The 22,461-nt window shown below is 42.0% G+C and carries 18 protein-coding genes; 17 read left to right on the plus strand and 1 reads right to left on the minus strand.

Annotated features, from left to right (window positions below):
* Nucleotides 1-2: 2 nt before the first annotated feature.
* The gene (gene ponA, locus LZZ98_RS05705; protein ID WP_237787031.1) at nt 3-2,531 is read right to left on the minus strand and encodes a penicillin-binding protein PBP1a; all 2,529 of its coding nucleotides are present in this window, start codon (nt 2,529-2,531) and stop codon (nt 3-5) included.
* A gap of 165 nt (nt 2,532-2,696) precedes the next feature.
* On the opposite strand from ponA, the gene LZZ98_RS05710 reads away from it, so the two are divergent.
* The 17 genes from LZZ98_RS05710 to tfpZ all read left to right on the plus strand — a co-directional run bounded on the left by LZZ98_RS05710 (nt 2,697) and on the right by tfpZ (nt 22,454).
* Nucleotides 2,697-3,758, plus strand: coding sequence for a pilus assembly protein PilM (locus LZZ98_RS05710; RefSeq protein WP_237787032.1), 1,062 nt, complete (start codon nt 2,697-2,699; stop codon nt 3,756-3,758).
* Complete coding sequence (locus tag LZZ98_RS05715; protein ID WP_237787033.1) at nt 3,758-4,411, plus strand: PilN domain-containing protein; 654 nt, start codon at nt 3,758-3,760, stop codon at nt 4,409-4,411. Before LZZ98_RS05710 ends, LZZ98_RS05715 begins: the two co-directional genes overlap by 1 nt.
* On the plus strand, nt 4,408-5,160 hold the full coding sequence (locus LZZ98_RS05720) for a type 4a pilus biogenesis protein PilO (RefSeq protein ID WP_237787034.1): 753 nt from the start codon (nt 4,408-4,410) through the stop codon (nt 5,158-5,160). Before LZZ98_RS05715 ends, LZZ98_RS05720 begins: the two co-directional genes overlap by 4 nt.
* Nucleotides 5,160-5,687, plus strand: a complete 528-nt coding sequence (locus LZZ98_RS05725) for a pilus assembly protein PilP (protein ID WP_237787035.1) — start codon at nt 5,160-5,162, stop codon at nt 5,685-5,687. The genes LZZ98_RS05720 and LZZ98_RS05725 overlap by 1 nt, the downstream gene beginning before the upstream one ends.
* Before the next feature lie 62 nt (nt 5,688-5,749).
* Nucleotides 5,750-7,873, plus strand: coding sequence for a type IV pilus secretin PilQ family protein (gene pilQ, locus LZZ98_RS05730; protein ID WP_237787036.1), 2,124 nt, complete (start codon nt 5,750-5,752; stop codon nt 7,871-7,873).
* Nucleotides 7,874-7,909: 36 nt separating this feature from the next.
* Nucleotides 7,910-8,458 carry a shikimate kinase AroK gene (aroK, locus tag LZZ98_RS05735; protein ID WP_086174554.1) on the plus strand — a complete coding sequence of 183 codons (549 nt, stop codon included), beginning with the start codon at nt 7,910-7,912 and terminating at the stop codon, nt 8,456-8,458.
* Between the two features lie 17 nt (nt 8,459-8,475).
* The gene (gene aroB, locus LZZ98_RS05740) at nt 8,476-9,561 is read left to right on the plus strand and encodes a 3-dehydroquinate synthase (protein WP_237787037.1); all 1,086 of its coding nucleotides are present in this window, start codon (nt 8,476-8,478) and stop codon (nt 9,559-9,561) included.
* Between the two features lie 3 nt (nt 9,562-9,564).
* A complete protein-coding gene (locus LZZ98_RS05745) occupies nt 9,565-10,410 on the plus strand; it encodes a hypothetical protein (protein ID WP_237787038.1) in 846 nt (281 codons plus the stop codon).
* A gap of 453 nt (nt 10,411-10,863) precedes the next feature.
* Nucleotides 10,864-15,339 (plus strand): glutamate synthase large subunit, encoded by a 4,476-nt coding sequence (gene gltB, locus LZZ98_RS05750; protein ID WP_237787039.1) that lies wholly within the window; start codon nt 10,864-10,866, stop codon nt 15,337-15,339.
* A gap of 74 nt (nt 15,340-15,413) precedes the next feature.
* Complete coding sequence (locus LZZ98_RS05755) at nt 15,414-16,835, plus strand: FAD-dependent oxidoreductase (RefSeq protein ID WP_237787040.1); 1,422 nt, start codon at nt 15,414-15,416, stop codon at nt 16,833-16,835.
* A gap of 236 nt (nt 16,836-17,071) precedes the next feature.
* A complete protein-coding gene (locus LZZ98_RS05760; protein ID WP_237787041.1) occupies nt 17,072-17,956 on the plus strand; it encodes a metal-dependent hydrolase in 885 nt (294 codons plus the stop codon).
* A gap of 164 nt (nt 17,957-18,120) precedes the next feature.
* Nucleotides 18,121-18,711: a LemA family protein gene (locus LZZ98_RS05765; protein ID WP_237787042.1), complete on the plus strand. Its 591-nt coding sequence runs from the start codon at nt 18,121-18,123 to the stop codon at nt 18,709-18,711.
* 63 nt (nt 18,712-18,774) lie between these two features.
* On the plus strand, nt 18,775-19,800 hold the full coding sequence (locus LZZ98_RS05770; RefSeq protein WP_237787146.1) for a TPM domain-containing protein: 1,026 nt from the start codon (nt 18,775-18,777) through the stop codon (nt 19,798-19,800).
* Nucleotides 19,794-20,354 carry a TPM domain-containing protein gene (locus LZZ98_RS05775; protein ID WP_237787043.1) on the plus strand — a complete coding sequence of 187 codons (561 nt, stop codon included), beginning with the start codon at nt 19,794-19,796 and terminating at the stop codon, nt 20,352-20,354. Before LZZ98_RS05770 ends, LZZ98_RS05775 begins: the two co-directional genes overlap by 7 nt.
* 216 nt (nt 20,355-20,570) lie before the next feature.
* The gene (locus tag LZZ98_RS05785; RefSeq protein WP_442862692.1) at nt 20,571-21,035 is read left to right on the plus strand and encodes a pilin; all 465 of its coding nucleotides are present in this window, start codon (nt 20,571-20,573) and stop codon (nt 21,033-21,035) included.
* A gap of 203 nt (nt 21,036-21,238) precedes the next feature.
* Nucleotides 21,239-21,685, plus strand: a complete 447-nt coding sequence (locus tag LZZ98_RS05795) for a pilin (RefSeq protein ID WP_330848192.1) — start codon at nt 21,239-21,241, stop codon at nt 21,683-21,685.
* 25 nt (nt 21,686-21,710) lie between these two features.
* Nucleotides 21,711-22,454 (plus strand): TfpX/TfpZ family type IV pilin accessory protein, encoded by a 744-nt coding sequence (tfpZ, locus tag LZZ98_RS05800; RefSeq protein WP_237787044.1) that lies wholly within the window; start codon nt 21,711-21,713, stop codon nt 22,452-22,454.
* Nucleotides 22,455-22,461: the final 7 nt, after the last annotated feature.

Below are 22,461 nucleotides of genomic sequence, written 5' to 3' on the forward strand. Positions count from 1 at the left end.
TGCTATTCAAATACATCAATCAGATGATCAAGTGCATCCGGTTTGTGATTTTGTTTTTGCATGTCTGGCGGGTTGGCATTATCCGGAACCAGGATTTTCTCTCCAGGAAGATCATCAAAGTCACGTTCCGGTGCCCGTGCTGGAGCAACAGGTGCCGGACGATACAATGGACGAGCCAAAGGTGGAGATGAACGATCTGTTTGAACAGGTTCACCGACAGTAATCGTCTGGTTATGATTGGTTGGCGCTTTGGCATTTTTGTCAAAATGCACCCAGGCTGCCGGTGTGCCTTTTAAGGCATTGCCCATAAAGTTGGTCCAGATTGGCAAGGCGGCAACACCGCCATACTCAAGGCGACCCAACGTAGTAGGCTGGTCAAAACCGACCCAGGCAACCGTCACCAGTTTGCCATTAAAACCGGCAAACCAGGCATCTTTGGCATCATTGGTTGTTCCGGTTTTACCGCCAAGATCATCACGGCCAATTCTTAATGCGGCACGTCCGGTACCATGCTGAATCACATCACGCAGAATATTGGCCATGTCATATGCAGAGCTTGATTTCAAGACACGCTGTGCCTGACGGTACTGGCTTTTTGTTTCATCAAGTTCAAGTTTGGCCAGTTCTTTTTCTTCTGGTAATGTCTGATTGGTGACATCAATTACTTCATCATCAGGGGTTACCGGTTCTGCAGAGGTAGTTTCTTCATCAGTTTGGTTGATGCAGGAAATACATGCATAGTCAGGATTGCTTTGATAAATCACTTTGCCATACGCATCTTCAATACGGTCAATAAAGTGCGGCTGAATGCGGTAACCGCCATTGGCGAAGGTGGCATAGCCTGTGGCCATTTGAATCGGAAGAACTTGTGGTGTACCTAAGGCAATAGTGTAATTTCGTGGGATCTGATTTTCATGCAAACCAAAATCCATCAGTAATTGTCGGGTACGCTCAATGCCCACCGTTTGCAGCAGGCGAACGGACACGGTATTCCGTGATAAATACAAGGCGCGACGTAATGGAATCATGCCAAGATAACGACCATCCGAGTTTTTCGGTGACCATTTGCCAATGGTGATCGGACTGTCATTGACCATGCTGTAGGGTGTCATACCGCGTTCAAGTGCCAATGCATAGACAAAGGGTTTGATGGTTGAACCTGGTTGACGCCAGCCTTGTAGGGCACGGTTAAATTTGGACTGATAAAAATTGTATCCACCAACAATGGCTTCAATTGCGCCATTGTTCGGGTTTAATGCAATCAGCTGGCCTTGAGCTTTAGGAATTTGTACCAGTGCCCAAGAGGATTTATTGTCATTCGGGCGTAACCGAATAATATCGTTTACTTTAACAATTTGGGAAGCTGTGCGCGGAGCAGGACCCACGCTGTTGGCATTTCTGTAAGGTGAAGCCCACGACATGCCTGACCAAGGTACAGTCACGCTAGAGCCATCTTGCATCAATGCTTCAAAAGCATTTTTATCGACTTTAATCACCTTGGCAGGATAGGTATTTGCATACGCTATGAATTCACTCAAGGGTTTGTCATGTGCTTCAGCACCTCTCCAGCCATGTCGACGGTCATAGGCTTCGAGACCTTCTTGTACCGATTGTTCTGCGAAGGCCTGACGTTGGCTATTGATGGTGGTATAGACTTTGTATCCAGAATCAATTGCTTGTTCACCAAACTTTTCCATCAATTCTGAACGTACCATTTCGCCCACATAGGGGAATTTATTATTGATGCCACGTTCAGGCATATCGAGGTTAATCGGTTCAGCAATGGCCTGTTTATACTGAGTCTGATTGATATAACCCAGCTGTAGCATACGTCCCAGAATCCAGTTGCGACGTTCTAAGGCACGGGTAGGATTGACCACCGGATTGTATTTTGAAGGTGCTTTGGGCAGCCCTGCAATCATGGCCATCTGAGCAATACTGAGCTGATCCAGGTTTTTGTTGTAGTAAATTTTTGCAGCTGCAGCAATGCCATAGGCATTTTTACCCAAGAAAATTTTATTCACATATAAGGTGAGAATTTCTTCTTTGGTCAGGTTCTGTTCAATTTTACGTGCTAAGAAAATTTCAGTCAGTTTGCGTTTTAGCGTGCGTTCTGGTGTCAAATAATAATTTTTAGCTACCTGCATGGTGATGGTAGAACCGCCGGTTTGTACGTTGGAACCGGTGATGGTTTCACTCACCGCACGTCCTAAACCTTTAAAGCTAATTCCGCTATGTTCAAAGAAGGATGAATCCTCTGCAGCAAGGAAAGCCGAGATAAAGGGTTTTGGAATCTGTTTGTATTCCACAGGGACAGACAATTTCCCGCCATACTCAGCAATAAGCTCATTATCAGCACTATATACTTGTAAAGGTTTTAATAACGGCGCCTTTTTTAAGGTGGTCATTTTGGGTAAGGATGGGGCAATATAGAGATACATGCCATAAAATCCCATCGGAATTGAGACCAAAACTATAATTATGATCAAAAAAAATGGATGAACATGGCCCGAACGTGATAGCTTTTTCATAACAAGTAAGTTTTAATAAGAGCTAATGGCAAACTAATTAGCGGTCAGTATAGCCTTTACACATGCAGATTGTTAGATGAGTTATTGTATCTGTATAAAATTATAGACCAGCACTGATTAGTAGGTTACTTTTATTGGGGATAAAAAAATAATAGGAAGTATATTGTGCTCAGGTTATATCGTAAGCCGAATAAGGGGTTAGTAGGAGTAGATATTAGTTCTACTTCTGTTAAATTGTTAGAACTTTCTGTTAAGAGCGGTAACAGGTACTGGGTTGAGAGCTATGCACTGGTTCCCTTACCTGAAGGTAGTGTTGTTGAAAAAAATATTTTAAATCCAGAAGCTGTCGGAGATGCACTAGAGCGAGCGCTTAATCTTGCCAATACGCAATCTAAAGCTGCAGCCCTTGCCATCCCAACTTCATTGGTGATTACCAAAACCATTGAAATGGATGCCGATATGACGGATGACGAACGTGAAGTTCAGATCCGTATGGATGCAGAGCAATACATTCCCTTTCCTCTGGATGAAGCCAGTCTGGATTTTGAAGTATTGCCGGATCGTTTAGCCAATCCGAATCGGGTGAATGTGCTTTTAGTTGCAACGCGTCTTGAAAATGTAGAAGCACGTGCTGAAGTGCTGGAATTGGCTAACCTGACACCAAAAATTGCCGATGTTGAAAGTTTTGCGATAGAAAATGCCTATAAAGTATTTTCCGATACTTTACCAATAGGTGTGAATACGGTTGGTGTTTTAGATATAGGTCATACCATGACCACCTTATCTGTGATGCAAAATAATAAAGTGATTTATACAAGAGAGCAGGTGTTTGGCGGTAAACAGCTGACTCAAGAAATTCAAAATCGCTATGGTCTGTCTTTTGAAGAAGCGGGCCGTGCCAAGAAAACCCGTTCATTGCCCGATGACTATGATGTTGAAGTCTTAGAGCCGTTCTTGGAAGCTGTAGTTCAACAGGCAGCAAGATCACTGCAGTTCTTCTTCTCATCTTCACAGTTTAATGAGATTGACCACATTTTATTGGCGGGGGGGAATGCTAATATTCCAGGACTCGCGAAATTACTACAACAAAAACTGGGTTATCGCGTCACGATTGCCAACCCATTTTTGCAAATGGGGTTTTCTCCACAAATCGATATTAAAAAAATAGAGAATGATGCTTCCTCGCTCATGGTGGCATGTGGTCTGGCATTGAGGAGTTTTGATTAATGGCAAGAATTAACTTGCTCCCTTGGCGTGATGAGCTGAGAGAGAAACGAAAAAAAGAATTTATAGCAATTTGTATTGGGGCTGCATTCATTGGCGCTTTGGCGGTTACATCATCATGGTTTTATTATGATCAAAAACTTGAAGACCAGGAACAGGCCAATCAACTCATTACCAGCACCAATCAAAATCTGGATGTGCAATTAAAATCTCTGGAAGGTTTGGAAGCGCAGCGCAATGCTATTATTGAGCGTATGAAACTGATTCAAGGCTTGCAAGGGCAACGTCCAATTGCAGTACGTCTGATTGACGAATTGGTACGAGTAACGCCAACTAATTTGTATATTACCAAATTTGTGCGTTCCGGCGATAAATTTACTATCGAGGGGAAGGCGGAAAGCCCGAATACTGTTGCAGAGTTTTTACGTAATTTGGAGTCATCTGCCTGGTATCGCAACGCTTTTATGAATTCTTTTTTAGCAGTTGAAGAGCAAAAAGATAAAGCGCCTAGTTCAGTCGTTCCGCGTGTTGAAGAAGGTTATGGTTCATTTGTGGTGACTGCTGACTTAGACGAAATCGCACAACCAGCTGCACCAGAAGCACAACAACAAGCACCATCCAATACAGCTAATTCAACCGTGGAGGCAGCAAAATGAGTCTCGATGAACTAGATGAATTAAATCCAAATGAAGCTGTGGTCACTAAAAAGAAGATGACGCTGGATAAGTTCCTTCAGCAGTTCAATACTTTGGATATGAATAACTATGGCAGTTGGCCATTGTCCGTCAAAATTACCTGCTGGATTGTGATTGTATTGGCGATTGGTGTTCTTGGTTATTTTTTAACCATTAAAAGCAAATTGGACGATATTTCCAATGCTGCTGCTCAAGAACAAAACCTACTTAATGAATTTCGTGAAAAAGATTCCAAGCTTCGTAATCTGCAGTTGTTGCAAGCGCAGTTACAAGAAATGGAAGCGAATTTTAATCAGCAATTAGAGCAATTGCCGAAAGAAACTGAAATTCCAGGTCTGGTTGAAGATATCAACGTGACGGGTGTAAGTTCTGGCTTGAAATTTAAAAACATTAGTTTGGATCCAGAGGTTAAACAAGAATTTTTTATTGAACAGCCAATTTCAATCACAGCAACAGGTGATTATCATGCCTTTGGTTCTTTTGTGAGTGGGATTGCTGCACTGCCACGTATTGTAACCTTACATGATTTTGAGATTACAGCATCGGAAAATAAAGAGAAAAAATCTGACATTCCTCAAGTGAACTATAACGTTAAAGCAAAAACATACCGTTATATTGGGGTTACGGATGCTCAGGCTACGGCTACTCCAGCTACCGGTACTCAGGCTACGGATGCTAACTCAACGGCTACAACTGGAGGGGCAAAGTAATGAAAATGCAAAAAATCTCTCTCAGCTTGATGTTGGGTTTAATGTTAGTGGGCTGTGACTCGCGTATTGATGCCGTGAATGAACAAATGGCCAATATCCGTAATCAACCCCCATTAGCGATTGAACCCGCTCCGGTTTTTCCTCCTGTACCGACATTTAATTATGCGGCACACCAGTTGAAGAGTCCTTTTTTACCGAGTTCGCTGGCTGCTGAATTAAAAATTATGTCAGGAAAGCGGGTCTATCCTAATTTATCACGTCAACTGCAGCCTTTAGAAAGTTATGCAATTGAATCGTTAAATATGAAGGGAAGCATGCGTAGCCAGTCTGGACAGATACTGGCATTGATTCAAACCCCGGATGGTGAAATTGAGCGGATACAGCGCGGCAGTTATATGGGCATGAATCATGGTCGTGTGGTCAACATCACGCCTACACAGATTGATCTCGTGGAAATTATTCCAGATGGGCGAGAAGGATACGTGGAACGTCCAAGAAGTCTAGTATTACTTGGACCAGCGCCTTAAGTTTAAAAGGAATAAAAATGAATAATAGTTTTAAAGATTTTATATTTGGGGATGGCAATACAATGAACCATTTGTTTCGTCAATTTTCTATGGGTGCTGTTGCGATCGCGATCATGCAGGTTGCAAATGCACAAGTCAGTATTACAAATATTGTGCCGATGCAGATTGCAGGTCAAGGTACAGAAATCCGTGTGATGTTTAATGGTTTACCACCACAACCTCAAGCTTATCAACTTGAGCAACCATCACGTTTGATTCTTGATTTTGATAAAGCGCAACAAAATTTAAAACAGAATAGCATACCTGTCGCAACGAAAGAGGCAACTTCGGTCGATGTGAGTTCAGATGTGCAACGTTCACGTTTAACTGTGAACTTGGCTGATGCGGGTGCCTTTACCACACGTATTGAAGGCAATACCTTTATATTAAAAATTAATTCTGTTGCTGGAAATACATTTGCCTCACAGCAAGTTATGGCTCAAAAAACTGCGCAAGGCATTTCCAATATTGGTTTCCAGCGTAGCAGTCAGGGTGAAGGCCAAATTATTGTTGATTTATTAGGTAGTAATACTCCGGTAGATGTACAACAGCAAGGCAGTAAAGTAGTAGTACGAACTTTGGGTAACAAAGTTCCTGCACACTTGGCACGTCGTTTAAATGTCAATGATTTTGCAACTCCGGTATCCACGGTCGATGCTACCAATGACGGCGGTAATGGCGTGATTACCATTCAGACTTCTGGTAGCTATGAATATATGGCTTATCAGACTGATAATAAACTAACCATCAGCTTAAAACGTCCTGAAGATAAAAATCCATTAAAACCTAAAGCAGCGAATGCTTATACAGGGAAAAAGATTTCTTTGGATTTCCAGGATATTGAAGTACGTCGTGTACTGCAATTATTGGCAGATTTCACCGGTATCAATATGGTGACTGCAGATAGTGTACAAGGCAATATTACCCTGCGTTTAAAAGATGTCCCATGGGATCAGGCTCTTGATATTATTTTAAAAACCAAAAATCTGGATAAGCGCCGTAATGGCAATGTGATCTGGATTGCACCGGTATCAGAACTGATCAAGGCGGAAGAAGAAGAAGCTAAAGCTATAGCACAAAGTGTAAAATTGGCGCCGATTCAAACTGAGTATTTAAAATTAAGTTACGCTAAAGTCACTGATATTGAAAAGTTAATTACTGAAACTAAACAGTCGAATAATTCGGGTGGTGGGAGTAGTGGCGGTAGATCAAATGATAATTCAGGTGAAACCCTCTTAAGTCCCCGTGGTTCAATTTCGGTTGATGCACGTACCAATACCTTGATTATTAATGATACTGCACAAAATATCGATAAAGTTCGCAAAATGGTGGATTTACTTGATATTCCCGTGAAACAAGTGATGGTGGAGGCGCGTATTGTTCGTGCTTCAACAGAGTTTAGTAAAGAGATGGGCGTGAAGTGGGGTATCTTGTCACAGGGGATTAACCAGAATAGTGACCTGTTGGTCGGTGGTAGTGATACAACCTTATGGGATTTAAAAACACCTGATGATGACGGTAAATATACGATTCAACGTCCACAGAACTTAAATGTGGATTTAGGTGTAACCAGTCAAGGTGCAAGCCGAATTGCTTTTGGTTTGATTAGCTTGTCTGATTTTATGCTGGATTTAGAACTTTCAGCGTTGCAGGCCGATGGTTATGGTGAAGTTGTTTCTACCCCTAAAGTATTAACGGCGGATAAACAGAAAGCTAAAGTTGCATCGGGTACACAGGTTCCTTATCAATCTGTCAGTGGAACGGGTTCCAATGCAACTGCAAGCACTCAATTTAAAGATGTTTTATTGAGTCTGGATGTTACCCCAAGTATTACACCGGATGGCAAGGTTCAAATGAATCTTGATATCTCAAGTGATTCAATTGGTGGAGTTGCACCAAATGGTGAATTTACTTTAAACAAGAATGAAATTAATACTAATGTATTGGTAGATAATGGTGAAACTGTGGTATTGGGTGGTATCTTCGAGCAAGTAACACAGAATACACAAACAAAAGTACCATTCTTAGGTGATATTCCTTACTTAGGTCGTTTATTCCGTAAAGATTTGAAATCTGATAATAAGCGAGAGCTATTGATTTTTGTTACACCACGAATTGTTAATGACAGTGTTTCAAGAAATCATTAATATATTTTGAATTTAGCAAAATAAATAGGTGACTCCTTGCCAAGCAATGAGTTTGAAACCCTGCCAAATGTCTATTTGGTAGGGCCAATGGGGGCTGGAAAAACAACTGTTGGTCGTCATTTAGCGGAACTGTTGGGACGAGAATTTCTTGATAGTGATCAAGAAATTGAACGTAAAACAGGTGCGACAATTCCTTGGATCTTTGAAAAAGAAGGTGAAAAGGGATTTCGTAATCGTGAAACAATGGTGATTGATGAACTTACTGCCCGTTCACAGCTGGTTATTGCAACTGGTGGTGGAGCAGTGACCCAGTCACCTAATCGTGAATTCTTAAAACAACGTGGAATTGTGGTTTACCTTTATACTCCTGTCGAAATTCAATTACAGCGCACTTATCGGGATAAAAACCGTCCTTTACTGCAAGTTGAAAATCCTGAACAAAAGTTACGTGATTTATTGGCTGTTCGCGATCCCTTATATCGTGAAGTTGCAGATTATATTATCGAAACAAATCAGGGCGCTGCTCGTGATTTAGCGCAAAAAATCTTACATATGATTGTTTCTCAAGAAGCAAAGCTAGTCTAATTAACGGTTTTAATTTCATGCAAACTTTACATGTTGAACTCGGTGATCGTCGCTATCCTATCTTTATTGGCAGTGATCTCAATCCCCAATCTTTACTTGAATCTTATATTCACGGAAAGCAGGTGATGGTGGTAACCAATACGACGGTTGCTCCTTTATATCTAGAGCATTACCTTAGTGCGATTGAAGGTTTGGGTAAAACGGTTGCGACATGTATTTTGCCTGATGGCGAAAAGTATAAAAATATTGAGCATTTAAATCTCATTTTTAATGCTTTGCTGGAAGCGGGTTTTAACCGGGATGCGACAGTATTGGCTTTGGGTGGTGGAGTTATTGGGGATATGGCAGGTTTTGCATCTGCATGTTTCCAGCGTGGGGTATATTTCATTCAGGTACCGACGACACTTTTGTCACAAGTCGATTCAAGTGTGGGCGGGAAAACTGGTATCAATCATCCACTCGGTAAAAACATGATTGGGGCTTTTCAGCAACCTCAAGTTGTGCTTGCTGATATGTCACAGCTTTCGACCTTGCCAGACCGCGAGTTATCTGCGGGTTTGGCAGAAGTGATTAAATATGCCTTACTGGGAGATCGTGATTTCTTGGTCTGGCTTGAACAAAATATGGATGGGCTGGTTGCGCGCGATCCCGGACTGCTCGCTGAAGCTGTATATAAATCTTGCGCTCATAAAGCACGCATTGTCGCCAATGATGAAAAAGAACAAGGCGAACGTGCCTTACTGAATTTAGGTCATACTTTTGGCCATGCAATCGAATCCTATTTGGGTTATGGCGTTTGGCTACATGGGGAAGCGGTTGCTACAGGGATGGTGATGGCGGCTGATTTGTCACAACGGATGGGCTGGATTTCACGTGAAGATCTAGAACGTACAAAAAAAATCATTCAACGTGCTCATTTACCCGTAAAATGCCCAGCTATTCCACTGGAAGAATTTCTTGCCTATATGTCACATGATAAAAAAGTGCTGAATGGGCAGTTGCGTCTGGTCCTGATGAAAGCACTGGGACAAGCCGTAATTAGCAAAGAATTTGATGTGGAATTGATGAAACAAGCGATTTTAGCGAATCAAGAAAAGGCATAACTCATGGCAACCCTCCGTACACAATGGCAACGTATTCAAAATTATATCTGGCTGGTGTGTGGGGTGGTGTGTTTGTTTGCAGCGCTTGTTTTTTGGGCAATCACGGATAGCGATGCTTTAGTTGAAGTGGAAAAATCTGCGGAAACGGAGTCTGAGCTACAAATTCAACCCGAAAAAGTTGCTGCAACGAACTTGCTTGGTGCGCTACAGGATGAAGTTCGTCCTTTAGAAATGACCACACGTGTAGTGACTACTGGAAGTTATGAACCGGAATTTCGTGGTAGCAAGTTTATTAATGATAATAAGAACGCAAGTACCATCGAATTGTTTCGCACAACCAAGGATGATGTGATTCGCAGTTTTTTAAAAAAACAATCCGATCGCAAGAACTTTTTTTATATACGTTTAAGCGGTGAGAACCAGATTGAACAATATGTGCTTCTCTATGGGGTATATAGAAATAAAGATGAAGCTCAACGTATGCTAGAGCAATTACCGCTGCAATTTCCCAAGACTGTTCAGCCTAAAGTACAGGATATTGAAAATTATGTCTCTTTAGTAAATGACATGGGCGCGGATGAAATGGGTACTAATAATAAGCTGTATGCAGTCAATCTAAAATCTGCGCCTTTACCTAAAGTTGACGAAAGCATATTGGCAATTGTGAAACCAAAATCCAATGAGCCGGCAACTGATGCTAAAACAGCAACTACAACCACCACTGTGACACGTCGCGACGAACAGGGCAATGTAGTGGATGTGCAGCAGTCACATTCAGCTGTCGAATCTGCACCGAAACAAGGCGGAAATAAAGTTCCAGAAAAAGAAATTAATGACCCATTTAACTAAAAATATAGTTCTAAAATAGAGCAAATTAGGTTATAAAAATAACAATACGCACAAATATAGTGCAAAAAATGTTTTACTGAGAGTTTGATAAAACTCGCGAAACTTTAATGTTTTTATATTTAAAACGTTTAGCATTGTCTTTTTGTGATTGGCATATTTTTTGCTTAATTGGTGCGTGAATTGAGTTGATGTCCCTGTTTTGGCGCGAAAAGATTCAATGATTGTGCGAAATCGTCAAATTTGCCTGCTTTAAAAGAGTGCGTGAACGAAGCAAAACATTTTTGCAATTAATTCATGTACAAAGATTAAAATCGGATTATCTTAAGCATGATGAAAAGATTTTACTCATCATTGATCTTAAAGTGAGTAAATTGGACTAAATCGCAAAGAAGATATTTGATTGTTAGATGCCCGCTTTATGGGCCATGTTGAAAAGAAGGGTACGCTATGCACATGCCATCGCCTAATACTGTAGCTCCCGCTCAAGGTTTATACCAACCGGATGAGTTTAAAGATAACTGTGGTTTCGGTCTAATCGCCCATATGCAGGGTGATGCCAGCCATGATCTCGTCAAGACCGCTATGCATAGTCTTAGCTGTATGACACACCGTGGTGGTATTGCCGCAGATGGTAAGACAGGGGATGGTTGTGGTCTGCTCTTGGCAATGCCGAAGAAATTCTTCCGTGAAGAAGCAAAAAAACTCAGTGATATCACTTTAAGCGAAATTTTTGCTGTCGGTACCGTATTTTTAAATGTAGACCCAGCAATTGCTGCACATTCTAAACAAGTGTTGGCCAAAGAAATTGAATCTGAAGGTCTTAAAGTTCTCGCTTGGCGTGTTATTCCAACCAATAACGATGTGCTTGGTGAAATTGCAATGCAGTCTTTACCTGCATTCGAACAGATTATTGTCAACTGCCCTATGGGTGTGACTGAGGTCGAGTTTAACCGTAAATTGTTCTTGGCACGTCGTCGTGCAGAACAACAGTTAACCAATGATCCATCATTCTATGTGACCACTTTGTGTTCTACAGTGATTAGCTATAAAGGCCTGATGATGCCTGAAGCGATTGCTGACTTTTACACCGATTTGGCAGATGAACGCCTGGAATCTCATATTGTAGTGTTCCACCAACGTTTCTCGACCAACACTTTACCGCGTTGGCCTTTAGCGCAGCCATTCCGTTATCTGGCGCATAATGGTGAAATCAACACCATTACTGCAAACCGTAACTGGGCAATGGCGCGTACACCAAAATTCGAAAACCCGCTATTACCTGGATTAACCGATCTTAACCCGATTGTGAACCGTACCGGTTCAGACTCTTCAAGCTTGGATAACATGCTTGAGATTCTTGTCGGTGGCGGCATGGACCTGTTCCGTGCACTGCGTATGCTGGTTCCACCAGCTTGGCAAAACGTTGAAACTTTAGATGCAGATCTTCGTGCATTCTATGAATTCAACTCTAAGCATATGGAAGCTTGGGATGGTCCGGCGGGTCTGGTCATTCAAGATGGTCGTCATGCGATCTGTATGCTGGATCGTAATGGCTTGCGTCCAGCACGTTGGGTCATCACTAAAAATGGCTACATCACGCTTGCATCAGAAATTGGGGTTTGGGGTTATCAGCCTGAAGATGTGATTTCTAAAGGTCGTGTTGGCCCGGGCCAAATTCTGGTGATTGATACTTTCACTGGCAAAATGCTCGATACCAAAGATGTCAGCAACCATTTGAAAAAAATGCGTCCTTACCGTGAATGGTTGCGTGAGAATTCTGTACGCATTCAAGGTAGTCCGGAACTGGAAGAATATTTATGTGATCAAGGCTTGAAAGGCGATGAGCTGAAAGCATCACAGAAAATGTTCATGGTGACTTTTGAAGAGCGTGACCAGTTGCTTCGTCCAATCGCTGAAAGTGGCCAGGAAGCAGTAGGTTCAATGGGTGATGATACGCCAATGGCAGTATTGTCTCGTCAAGTACGCCATGTGTCAGATTACTTCCGCCAACAGTTTGCACAGGTTACTAATCCGCCAATCGACCCATTGCGTGAATCGATTGTGATGTCATTGGAAACTTGCCTGGGTCGCGAACAAAACGTATTCGAGCAAAGCCCTGAACATGCCGATCGCTTGATTATTTCTAGTCCTGTACTTACAAATTCAAAAATGCATCAGATTCGTACCCTTGGGCGTCCGGGTTACGAAATTGCTGATATCGATTTGAACTATGCAGAAACTGAAGGTCTGGAAGCTGCGCTTACACGTATTTGCATCGAGGCTGCTCAAGCGATTCGTGATGGTAAAACTTTATTGGTGCTTTCAGACAAGAAAATCCGTCAAGGTTTCTTGCCTGCTAATGCACTCATGGCAACAGGTGCGGTACATCACTACTTAATCAATGTGGGTCTGCGTACTGATGCCAACATTATTGTTGAAACAGGTTTGGCACGTGATCCACACCAATTTGCGGTGATATTGGGCTTTGGTGCAACTGCGATTTATCCTTACTTGGCATATGACGTGATCAATGACTTGATCGCGAAAGGCGAGTTGTTAGGTGACCCAATCCATGCACAAGCCAACTTCCGTAAAGGGATTGAAAAAGGCTTATTGAAAGTCCTTTCGAAAATGGGTATTTCGACTGTTGCCTCTTACCGTGGTGGCCAGTTATTCGAAGCTGTTGGTCTGTCGACTGAAGTGGTTGCTAAATGCTTCACTGGCGTACCAAGCCGTATTAAAGGTGCAACTTTTGCTGATCTTGAAAATGATCTGAAAAAACTGGCTGATACAGCGTGGAAATCACGTAAGCCAATCGATCAGGGTGGCATGCTGAAATTTGTATTCGACAAGGAATATCATGCATTTAACCCAGATGTGATCAATGCCTTACATAAATCAGTTCGTTCAGGCAAATATGCAGATTTTAAAGAATATGCTGAACTGGTAAACAACCGTCCGGTCGCTACCATTCGTGACTTGTTGAAGCTGAAAACCGACAATTCAATTGCACTAGATCAAGTGGAATCGGTTGAAGAAATTCTGCCACGTTTCGACTCTGCCGGGATGTCTTTGGGTGCATTGTCTCCTGAAGCACATGAAGCGATTGCCATTGCCATGAATACCATCGGTGGTCGTTCAAACTCTGGTGAGGGCGGTGAAGATCCAGCGCGTTATGGCACAATCCGTAATTCGAAAATCAAACAGATCGCTTCTGGTCGTTTTGGTGTAACGCCTGCGTATTTAACTTCTGCTGAAGTGTTGCAGATTAAAGTCGCACAAGGTGCAAAACCGGGTGAAGGCGGTCAGTTACCGGGTGGTAAAGTGAATGGCTTAATTGCACGTTTACGTTATTCAGTACCAGGTGTGACCTTAATTTCACCTCCACCGCACCATGACATCTACTCAATTGAAGATTTGTCACAACTGATCTTTGACTTGAAACAAGTCAATCCTCAGGCGATGGTATCAGTGAAACTGGTATCTGAACCGGGTGTGGGTACAATTGCTGCAGGTGTTGCGAAAGCTTATGCCGATTTCATTACCATTTCAGGTTATGACGGCGGTACAGCAGCGTCGCCATTATCTTCAATTCACCATGCCGGTTCGCCTTGGGAATTAGGTCTTTCTGAAGCGCATCAAGCCCTTCGTGTGAACGACCTACGTGGCAAAGTACGTGTTCAAACCGATGGTGGTTTGAAAACTGGTCTAGACGTGGTGAAAGCGGCAATTCTTGGTGCGGAAAGCTTCGGTTTTGGTTCAACACCAATGATTGCATTGGGTTGTAAATACCTGCGTATCTGTCACTTAAACAACTGTGCGACCGGTGTTGCAACTCAACAGGATCATTTACGTCAGGAACACTACATCGGTGAACCTGAAATGCTGATCAATTTCTTCCACTTTATTGCGGAAGAAACACGTGAATGGTTGGCCGCGCTTGGTGTATCAAGCCTGAAAGACCTGATTGGCCGTACTGATCTGCTTGAAGTATTGCCAGGTGAAACGGATAAACATGCTCACTTGGATTTAAGTGCATTATTGACTTCACATCCATCTGCAGAAGGTAAAGCGCAATATTGCCAAGTACAAGGTAATGCGCCATTCGATAAAGGACTGCTTGCAGAGAAAATGATTCTCGAGATGCTTCCGACCATTGAAGCCGGTAAGAGCGGTGAGTTTAGCTTTAATGTGGTGAACTGTGACCGTTCAATTGGTGCACGTATTTCTGGTGAAATTGCACGCCGTTATGGCAACCTCAGCATGGAAGCACATCCTGTTGTTATGAATTTGAAAGGTACTGCAGGTCAGTCACTCGGTGTTTGGAATGCTGGTGGTTTGCATATCAAACTTGAAGGCGATGCCAACGATTACGTCGGTAAAGGTATGGCGGGTGGTCGCGTATCGATCTTCCCACCAAAAGGTTCGCCTTTCCAAACTCAAGAAACGGCGATTATTGGTAATACCTGTCTGTATGGTGCGACTGGCGGTAAACTGTTTGCTGCAGGTACTGCAGGTGAGCGTTTCGCGGTACGTAACTCAGGTGCCTTTGCCGTAATTGAAGGTGCAGGCGATCACTGCTGTGAATACATGACCGGCGGTATTGTGACTGTACTCGGTAAAGTGGGTCATAACTTCGGTGCAGGTATGACGGGCGGTTTTGCTTATGTACTTGATTTGGATAACGACTTCGTTGACCATTACAACCATGAGCTAATTGAATTGAACCGTATTTCTACAGAGGCGATGGAAGAACATCAAGAATTCTTGCTTCGTATCTTAGATGAACATATTGCTGAAACAGGTAGTGCTTGGGCGTACAAGATCCGCAATGAGTTTGATTTTTACAGCCGTAAATTCTGGCTTGTAAAACCAAAAGCTGCTAATTTGCAAACGCTTTTGAAAACAACCAAAGCTGATCCACAATAATTCCACTACTGCAGATTGATAGGCAGGTGTAGCGGTAAAAGATGAAACCGTTACACCTACCCACGGAGAGAGACATGGCAGAGCGCCTAAACAATGACTTTCAATTCCTGGATGTAGCACGCCAAGATCCAGAGAAAAAAGATCTAACTGTCCGCAAAGCAGAGTTTGTGGAAATTTATAAACCTTTTACAGCGGAAATTGCGGCTAACCAAACCCACCGTTGTTTAGGTTGTGGTAACCCATATTGCGAATGGAAATGTCCGGTACATAACTACATTCCAAACTGGCTGAAACTGATTGCTGAAGGCCGTATTTTCCAGGCAGCAGAACTGTGCCATCAAACCAACACTTTACCGGAAGTCTGTGGCCGTGTATGTCCGCAAGACCGTTTATGTGAAGGGGCGTGTACCCTGAATGATGGTTTTGGTGCAGTGACCATTGGTAATGCAGAAAAATACATTAACGATACCGCCTTTGCTTTGGGCTGGCGTCCAGACATGTCACACGTGAAATGGACTGATAAAAAAGTCGCAATCATTGGTGCTGGTCCTGCCGGTCTAGGTTGTGCAGATATTCTGGTACGTAATGGTGTAAAACCGGTGGTATTTGACAAGCGTCCTGAAATTGGCGGTTTGCTGACTTTCGGTATTCCTGAATTCAAAATGGAAAAAGACGTCATGAAACGTCGCCGTGAAATTTTCACCGGTATGGGCGTTGAATTCCGTTTAAATACTGAAATTGGTACAGACGTAACGATTGATCAGCTACTTGCAGACTACGATGCAGTATTCATGGGTATGGGTACATACACTTACATGAAAGGCGGTTTTGCCGGTGAAGATCTGAACGGTGTCTATGACGCGCTTGATTTCCTGATTGCCAACGTCAACCGTTGCCAAGGCTGGGAAAAAGATGCGGCTGAATACATCAGTGTAGAAGGTCAAAAAGTTATCGTACTGGGTGGTGGTGACACTGCGATGGACTGTAACCGTACTTCTATCCGTCAGGGTGCTGAATCAGTGATCTGTGCCTACCGTCGCGATGAAGAAAACATGCCAGGTTCTCGCCGTGAAGTGAAAAACGCACGTGAAGAAGGTGTGGAATTCCAGTTTAACCGTCAGCCAATTGAAATTGTCGGTGAAAACGGCAAAGTGACTGGCGTTAAATTTGTGACTACACAATTGAGCGAGCCAGACAGCCGCGGTCGCCGCAGCCCAGAGCCAATTCCAGGTTCTGAAGAAGTGTTGCCAGCGGATGCCGTACTTCTTGCATTTGGTTTCCGTACCAGCCCAGCTGATTGGTTTAATAATGTGAAAATTAACTTGGATGGTTCAGGCCGTGTTGTTGCGCCGGAACAGCAAGAGTTTAAATTCCAGACTTCAAATCCAAAAATCTTTGCTGGTGGCGATATGGTGCGCGGTTCTGACCTGGTTGTGACTGCAATCTGGGAAGGTCGTCAAGCTGCAGAAGGTATCCTAGATTACTTGGATGTTTAATTCGATATAAACTGAATTGAATTCATTCTAAGAACCCGCTTTGGCGGGTTTTTTATTGTCGTTATGCATTGCCTGAAATGATACGTTTTGTGTATCTGCTGATAAATATATAATTTTAGAGGTAAATTAGCTGTAAAAATGGCTGATTTTGCAAATGGGCTAAGCATTTTTGCCATATGTGAAGCCTGAATTCCTGCACATACTGAGTTTCTGTATTCTAGCTAAGAGATACTCAGATGACTCAAGTGACGACAGAAAAATCATATCAAAATCGTCCAAAGGCTATCGGGATTACAGTGCGTAAACCACAATTTAATCCGCAAGCCATTCGCAGGCATTATTTCGCCAATTCCCCTATCATGTCACATTTGCTGACCGCGCTATCTTCTACATTTCCTGTAGGAGAACAGTTTTTCGTACATAGCGTGCGTAATGTTCGTGATCAGGTAAAAGATGAAAAATTGCAGGCTCAAATTGCAGCCTTTATTGGACAGGAAGCCATGCATTCCAAAGCTCATGCCGAGTTTAATGCTGCCTGGCGCCGTGATGACTATAATCTGGACCGTTTTCAGGCTTGGCTGGCACGTAAAGACAGCTATATAAAAGGACTGCATCCTAAAATCCAGCTGGCGATTACCTGTGCGTTTGAGCATTTTACCGCTTTGCTGGGAGGATATATTCTGCGACATCCTGAAGTATTGGCCAACCTGGATGAAGATACCATCAAACTCTGGGTCTGGCATGCCATTGAAGAAATTGAACATCGCGCTGTCGCCTTTGATGTTTATCAGCATGTATATGGGGATGATAAAGTGCGGCGTATGATTATGCGTAGTGTGACCACAGGTTTTGCCAGCTTGACCTTCTATTCGGCCACCCGGTTATTTTGGCAAGATAAGAAAAAAAGTTTGCCTAAAGTGACGGGTAATCTTCTGGGAATCTATTTAATCGGGAAAATGTTCGTCCAGTTATTGCCTGAATATTTATCTTATTTTAAAGCCGATTTTCATCCTTCTGAAATTGACTATAGCGAGATCGTCAAGGAGTGGAAGCAGCGACTGGCGGCCGAATATCTCCATCCGGAATTTCAAAAGGAGCTGTCCATAGTCGCTTATAGCTGATTGAAATTTTGCTGGATTAAGCTCGATTGATGATCGGGCTTTTTTATTTTCTTCCAAAAAATTGAACTTCATCTTGAATAAATAAATTAAACAAAACTACAGCTAAATATGTTTACAATAAAATTAGTTAAACAAATACAAATAAATAATAGAGGAATAGCTGAATGAATTTTATGAAAAAAACTGCAGCGACAGTCGTACTCGCGAGCACGCTGACCTTAAGCGGCTGTGGCTATAACACTTTACAGGTGAAGGATGAGGCTGTTACAGCTTCTTGGGCAGAAGTGCAAAACCAGTATCAACGCCGTGCAGATTTGGTGCCTAATCTGGTTAATGTGGTGAAAGGCTATGCAAAACATGAAGAGCAGGTATTGACTGAAGTGACTCAGGCGCGTGCCAATGTTGCCGGTCTAAAAGTGGATAAACAAGTGCTGGAAGATCCTGCTTTATTCCAAAAATATCAGCAGGCTCAGGCACAGATGACTACAGCATTATCCCGTTTAATTGCGGTTTCAGAAAACTATCCGGACTTAAAAGCCAATGAGCAGTTCCGTGATTTACAGGTACAACTGGAAGGGACTGAAAACCGCATTGCAGTTGCCCGTAACCGTTATATTGCCTCAGTTCAAGACTTTAATGCCTATTCACGGCAGTTCCCGCAAGTGATGACGGCTAAAGTCATCGGCATGAATCCGAAACCGAATTTCAGTGCAGAACAGGGTGCACAAACAGCGCCTAAGGTTTCATTTGATTAATCGGGTGGCTGCATAAAAAAGGATGCGCATATGCTTGCTCCAGAACATAAAAATACGTTCACGATGATTTTACACGTGCTGATCTTGTGCTTTGCAATGTTGTCCAGTTCATTTGCTTTGAGTGAAGTGGCCACGGCCAGTGACCGTGAAGAAGCGGTTATCGTAGGGAAGGTGATTCAAGAGCAGCAACAAGCAAATCAAACTCAGCAAAAACCGACAGCACAGGCAGAAGCTAAGCAGCCGAAAATTGCCAATGATATGGGGGACGGCGAATCTATCCGCGGCCTGCCGACTTTAAATGAGCCAATCGTTGATCAGGCCAATCTATTAACTGCCAGTGAAAAGCAGGAGTTAAGTCAGCGGATTCTGAATTTGCATGAACAGGGCAAGGCTCAAATTGGTGTAGTGATCGTGCCAACGACGGGACAGGAAGATATTTTTGATTTCGCCATGCGGGTGGCTGAGAAATGGCAACTTGGATCTGCGAAACAGGATAATGGTCTGCTCATGGCGATTGCGGTGAATGATCGGCGTATCCAGATTTTAACTGGCTATGGTCTGGAAGGTGTACTGCCTGATATTGTCGTAAGCCGAATCATTCGTAATCAGATCACACCTTATTTTAAACAGGCTCAATATGCACAAGGTATTGATGCTGGACTTGCGGAAATTGAGCGGATTTTAAATCTGGATCCTGAAGTTGCAGCGAATGCAGCGCAGGAGTTGAAAGAACGGCAGGAAAAAGCCTTGCATGAACAACAGGCGAAAGAGAAAACCTTGAGTACAGCCTTATTTATTTTAATCGCAGGAATTATTGGTTCATTTATTGTAGGTAAACCTTTAAGTGCTTCTACAGCAGCTGTTGCGGGAACTGTGGCTGGTCTGGTCAATGGTGCCGGACTGCTCACCAGTTTATTAATCGGTGGTGGTATTTTTTTCTTACTCATTACTGCAATTGCGCAAACCATTTTTCAATTGATTTTATCATCCGCTGGTCGTGGTGGTGGACGCGGTGGCGGCTTTGGTGGTGGTGGATTTAGTGGCGGCGGTGGCGGCTTTGGTGGAGGAGGGGCATCAGGATCATGGTAACAACAACAGATACGACAGAAATTGTCACACAACCTAAGACAGCAGAAGTAAGTCAGCCCAGTTTTAAGCGTTGGTTAAAGCATTTTCTATATATGCCTGCAACACAACGCTATTTTTCCAAACACGATCAAGCTGCGATTGCCCAGGCAGTGACTGAGGCTGAGTGTGGACATGTCGGGGAAATTCAAGTCGTGATAGAAGGTCATCTTCCTGTAAATCAGGCATATTACCAAGAAACTCGTATGCGTGCGCGTCAGTTATTTGCAGAGCTTGGGGTATGGGATACGGAATATAATAGTGGTGTGCTTCTTTACATCAATTTATGTGAAAGAAAAGTTGAAATTATTATTGATCGTGGAATAAAAACAGCCACTCAGCAAATGATTTGGGATGAAATTTGTCAAAATATGATTACGCAATTGGTTAAACAACAGCTTAGGCAAGCGGTAGTGACAGGTGTGATAAACATTGGTGAAGTGCTCAACCGGTTTTATGCTCAATCAATTCAAGATAAAAATAATGAATTGGCCAATCGTCCGATTATTTTGCGTTAGAAAATAGGTGGAATAATGACATAAATTGTCACTTTTTTACTAAAAAAAACATTAAAACTACGTTGTAACAATTTTATTTTTTTAAAGTGCTGTTTTTTCTGTCAATTTTATTATAATCGGTCTTGGCACATTTAGTGCTATATATAAAATAAGCTACTTTAGCTTTACAAAGCTTATAAATAAACAAAAACATTTGTGGAGAATGTTATGAAATCTATGCAAAAGGGTTTTACTCTTATTGAATTAATGATCGTTGTAGCGATTATCGGTATTTTGGCTGCTATCGCACTTCCTGCGTACCAAGATTATACTGCACGTGCACAAGCATCTGAAGGTTTTAAAGCAACTTCTGGTGTTCAGTCGGATATCGGTACATTCGTTGCTGATAAGAACCGCTGGCCAAAAGCTTCTGATGATGTAGGCGTTGCTGCTGCATTACTGCAAGGTAAATATTTTACTACTGGTGGTGTAGTTATTACGGGTGGTGATGCTTCTACTATTACTACGCCGACTACACCTTCAGTTATTCAAGTTACTTTTAACAACGGTACAAACAATGGTAAAGTAATGACTTTAACACCTTCTATTGTTGCAGCAACAGGTCAGATTTCGAAATGGACATGTGCTCCAGGTACTAGTAACGGTATCTTGGCTAAACGTTTACCAACTAGCTGTCAGTAATAGTTAATTGATGGTTTAAAAAAGAGAGTTTAGGCTCTCTTTTTTTTATTTTAGAAATTTGTAAATTAATGCAAAAAATTGTCATATAATGACTGTGTAAATGTAAAATAATTAATTTTAATAAATAAGTAATTGATTTTTATCTTTAATTTTTATGGCATGATTTTTGATTTATATGTAAATATAGAAAAGGATAAAGTGCAATGAAAAAAAATCGAGGTTTTACACTTGTTGAACTCATGATTGTCGTGGCAATTATTGGTATTCTAGCGTCTATTGCACTTCCTGCTTACAGGACTTATATGGCGCGCGCGCAAGCAGCTGAAGGTTTTAAAACTACTGAAGGGATTCGTGCAGAAATTTCCATTTGGCTTGCTAATTATAAAGCATTCCCCGATGCAACTGCGGTTACGACAACGGGCTATATTGGTAGCTTTGCCAATACCATTGATGGTAAATATATTCAAACGAATGGCGTATCAGTAGCGGCAGATACTGGGGTTATCACAGTTTTGTTCGACGCGGGCAATATAGCAGGCACAAATATGACTTTTACGCCTACTTTGAATTTGGTAAATAATGAACAAGTTATATTATGGAAATGTGGTGGTACAATAGAACCCAAATTTTTACCGACCTCTTGTCAATAGTGAATCATTTTATTAACGGTATTATATGTGGTTAACTAAGTTTAGATTAAAATATTTTATTGCACATTTATGTGTTTCATTATTGCTTGCTTGTTGTTGTCTATTTCTTGTGTTTTATATTTGGTATCCAGCACCTTTGGCAAAAGCTGTGGGAGTAACCTCACTCTTTTTTATTATGCTTGTGGTAGATGTGATTCTAGGTCCTACATTAACTTTAATTGTCGCAGAACAAGGGAAAAAATTACTTAAACTGGATTTGATGATTATTTTCTTAATTCAGATATCTGCATTAACCTATGGCTTATATAGTATTTCTAGTGGTCGTCCAGTATGGATTGCATTCGATACGCTCAGGTTTGATGTGGCTCAGGCGAATAACATTCCTATAGAGAATCTAAAACAGGCAAAAGCACCCTACAATATTCTCAGTTGGGGGAAACCACAATTTGTTGCTGTGATACCAACAAAAAATGAAAAAGAAAAGTCAAATCGTACTTTTGTGGAATTACAAACAGGGGTTGCACCAAGTATGCAGCCGACTCTATATGAACCGATATTTAATCAATCAAAGCAAATAAAAAAACAGCTCAGTCCATTATCAGAATTAGTTTCTTATAATGAGAAGAATTTAGTAAAAAAGACTTTAATAAAATATCCTAATGCGAATGCTTTTTTGCCGCTAAAGGCGAATGAAGTTGATATGGTGGTTCTTTTAAATAAAGAAAGTGGTCAGATAATTAAAATTGTTGATTTGCGTCCTTGGAAATAAACATCAG

The organism is Acinetobacter sp. SM34 (assembly GCF_022012365.1).
In the GTDB taxonomy this organism is placed as follows: Bacteria; Pseudomonadota; Gammaproteobacteria; order Pseudomonadales; family Moraxellaceae; genus Acinetobacter.

Coding starts and splice junctions, on each gene's coding strand:
- LZZ98_RS05745 (WP_237787038.1), top strand. CDS start 9,565: ATGGCAACCCTCCGTACACAATGGCAACGTATTCAAAATTATATCTGG.
- LZZ98_RS05720 (WP_237787034.1), top strand. CDS start 4,408: ATGAGTCTCGATGAACTAGATGAATTAAATCCAAATGAAGCTGTGGTC.
- LZZ98_RS05715 (WP_237787033.1), top strand. CDS start 3,758: ATGGCAAGAATTAACTTGCTCCCTTGGCGTGATGAGCTGAGAGAGAAA.
- LZZ98_RS05755 (WP_237787040.1), top strand. CDS start 15,414: ATGGCAGAGCGCCTAAACAATGACTTTCAATTCCTGGATGTAGCACGC.
- pilQ (WP_237787036.1), top strand. CDS start 5,750: ATGAACCATTTGTTTCGTCAATTTTCTATGGGTGCTGTTGCGATCGCG.
- tfpZ (WP_237787044.1), top strand. CDS start 21,711: ATGTGGTTAACTAAGTTTAGATTAAAATATTTTATTGCACATTTATGT.
- LZZ98_RS05770 (WP_237787146.1), top strand. CDS start 18,775: ATGATTTTACACGTGCTGATCTTGTGCTTTGCAATGTTGTCCAGTTCA.
- LZZ98_RS05775 (WP_237787043.1), top strand. CDS start 19,794: ATGGTAACAACAACAGATACGACAGAAATTGTCACACAACCTAAGACA.
- LZZ98_RS05760 (WP_237787041.1), top strand. CDS start 17,072: ATGACTCAAGTGACGACAGAAAAATCATATCAAAATCGTCCAAAGGCT.
- LZZ98_RS05765 (WP_237787042.1), top strand. CDS start 18,121: ATGAATTTTATGAAAAAAACTGCAGCGACAGTCGTACTCGCGAGCACG.
- aroB (WP_237787037.1), top strand. CDS start 8,476: ATGCAAACTTTACATGTTGAACTCGGTGATCGTCGCTATCCTATCTTT.
- LZZ98_RS05725 (WP_237787035.1), top strand. CDS start 5,160: ATGAAAATGCAAAAAATCTCTCTCAGCTTGATGTTGGGTTTAATGTTA.
- ponA (WP_237787031.1), bottom strand. CDS start 2,531: ATGAAAAAGCTATCACGTTCGGGCCATGTTCATCCATTTTTTTTGATC.
- LZZ98_RS05795 (WP_330848192.1), top strand. CDS start 21,239: ATGAAAAAAAATCGAGGTTTTACACTTGTTGAACTCATGATTGTCGTG.
- gltB (WP_237787039.1), top strand. CDS start 10,864: ATGCCATCGCCTAATACTGTAGCTCCCGCTCAAGGTTTATACCAACCG.
- LZZ98_RS05785 (WP_442862692.1), top strand. CDS start 20,571: ATGCAAAAGGGTTTTACTCTTATTGAATTAATGATCGTTGTAGCGATT.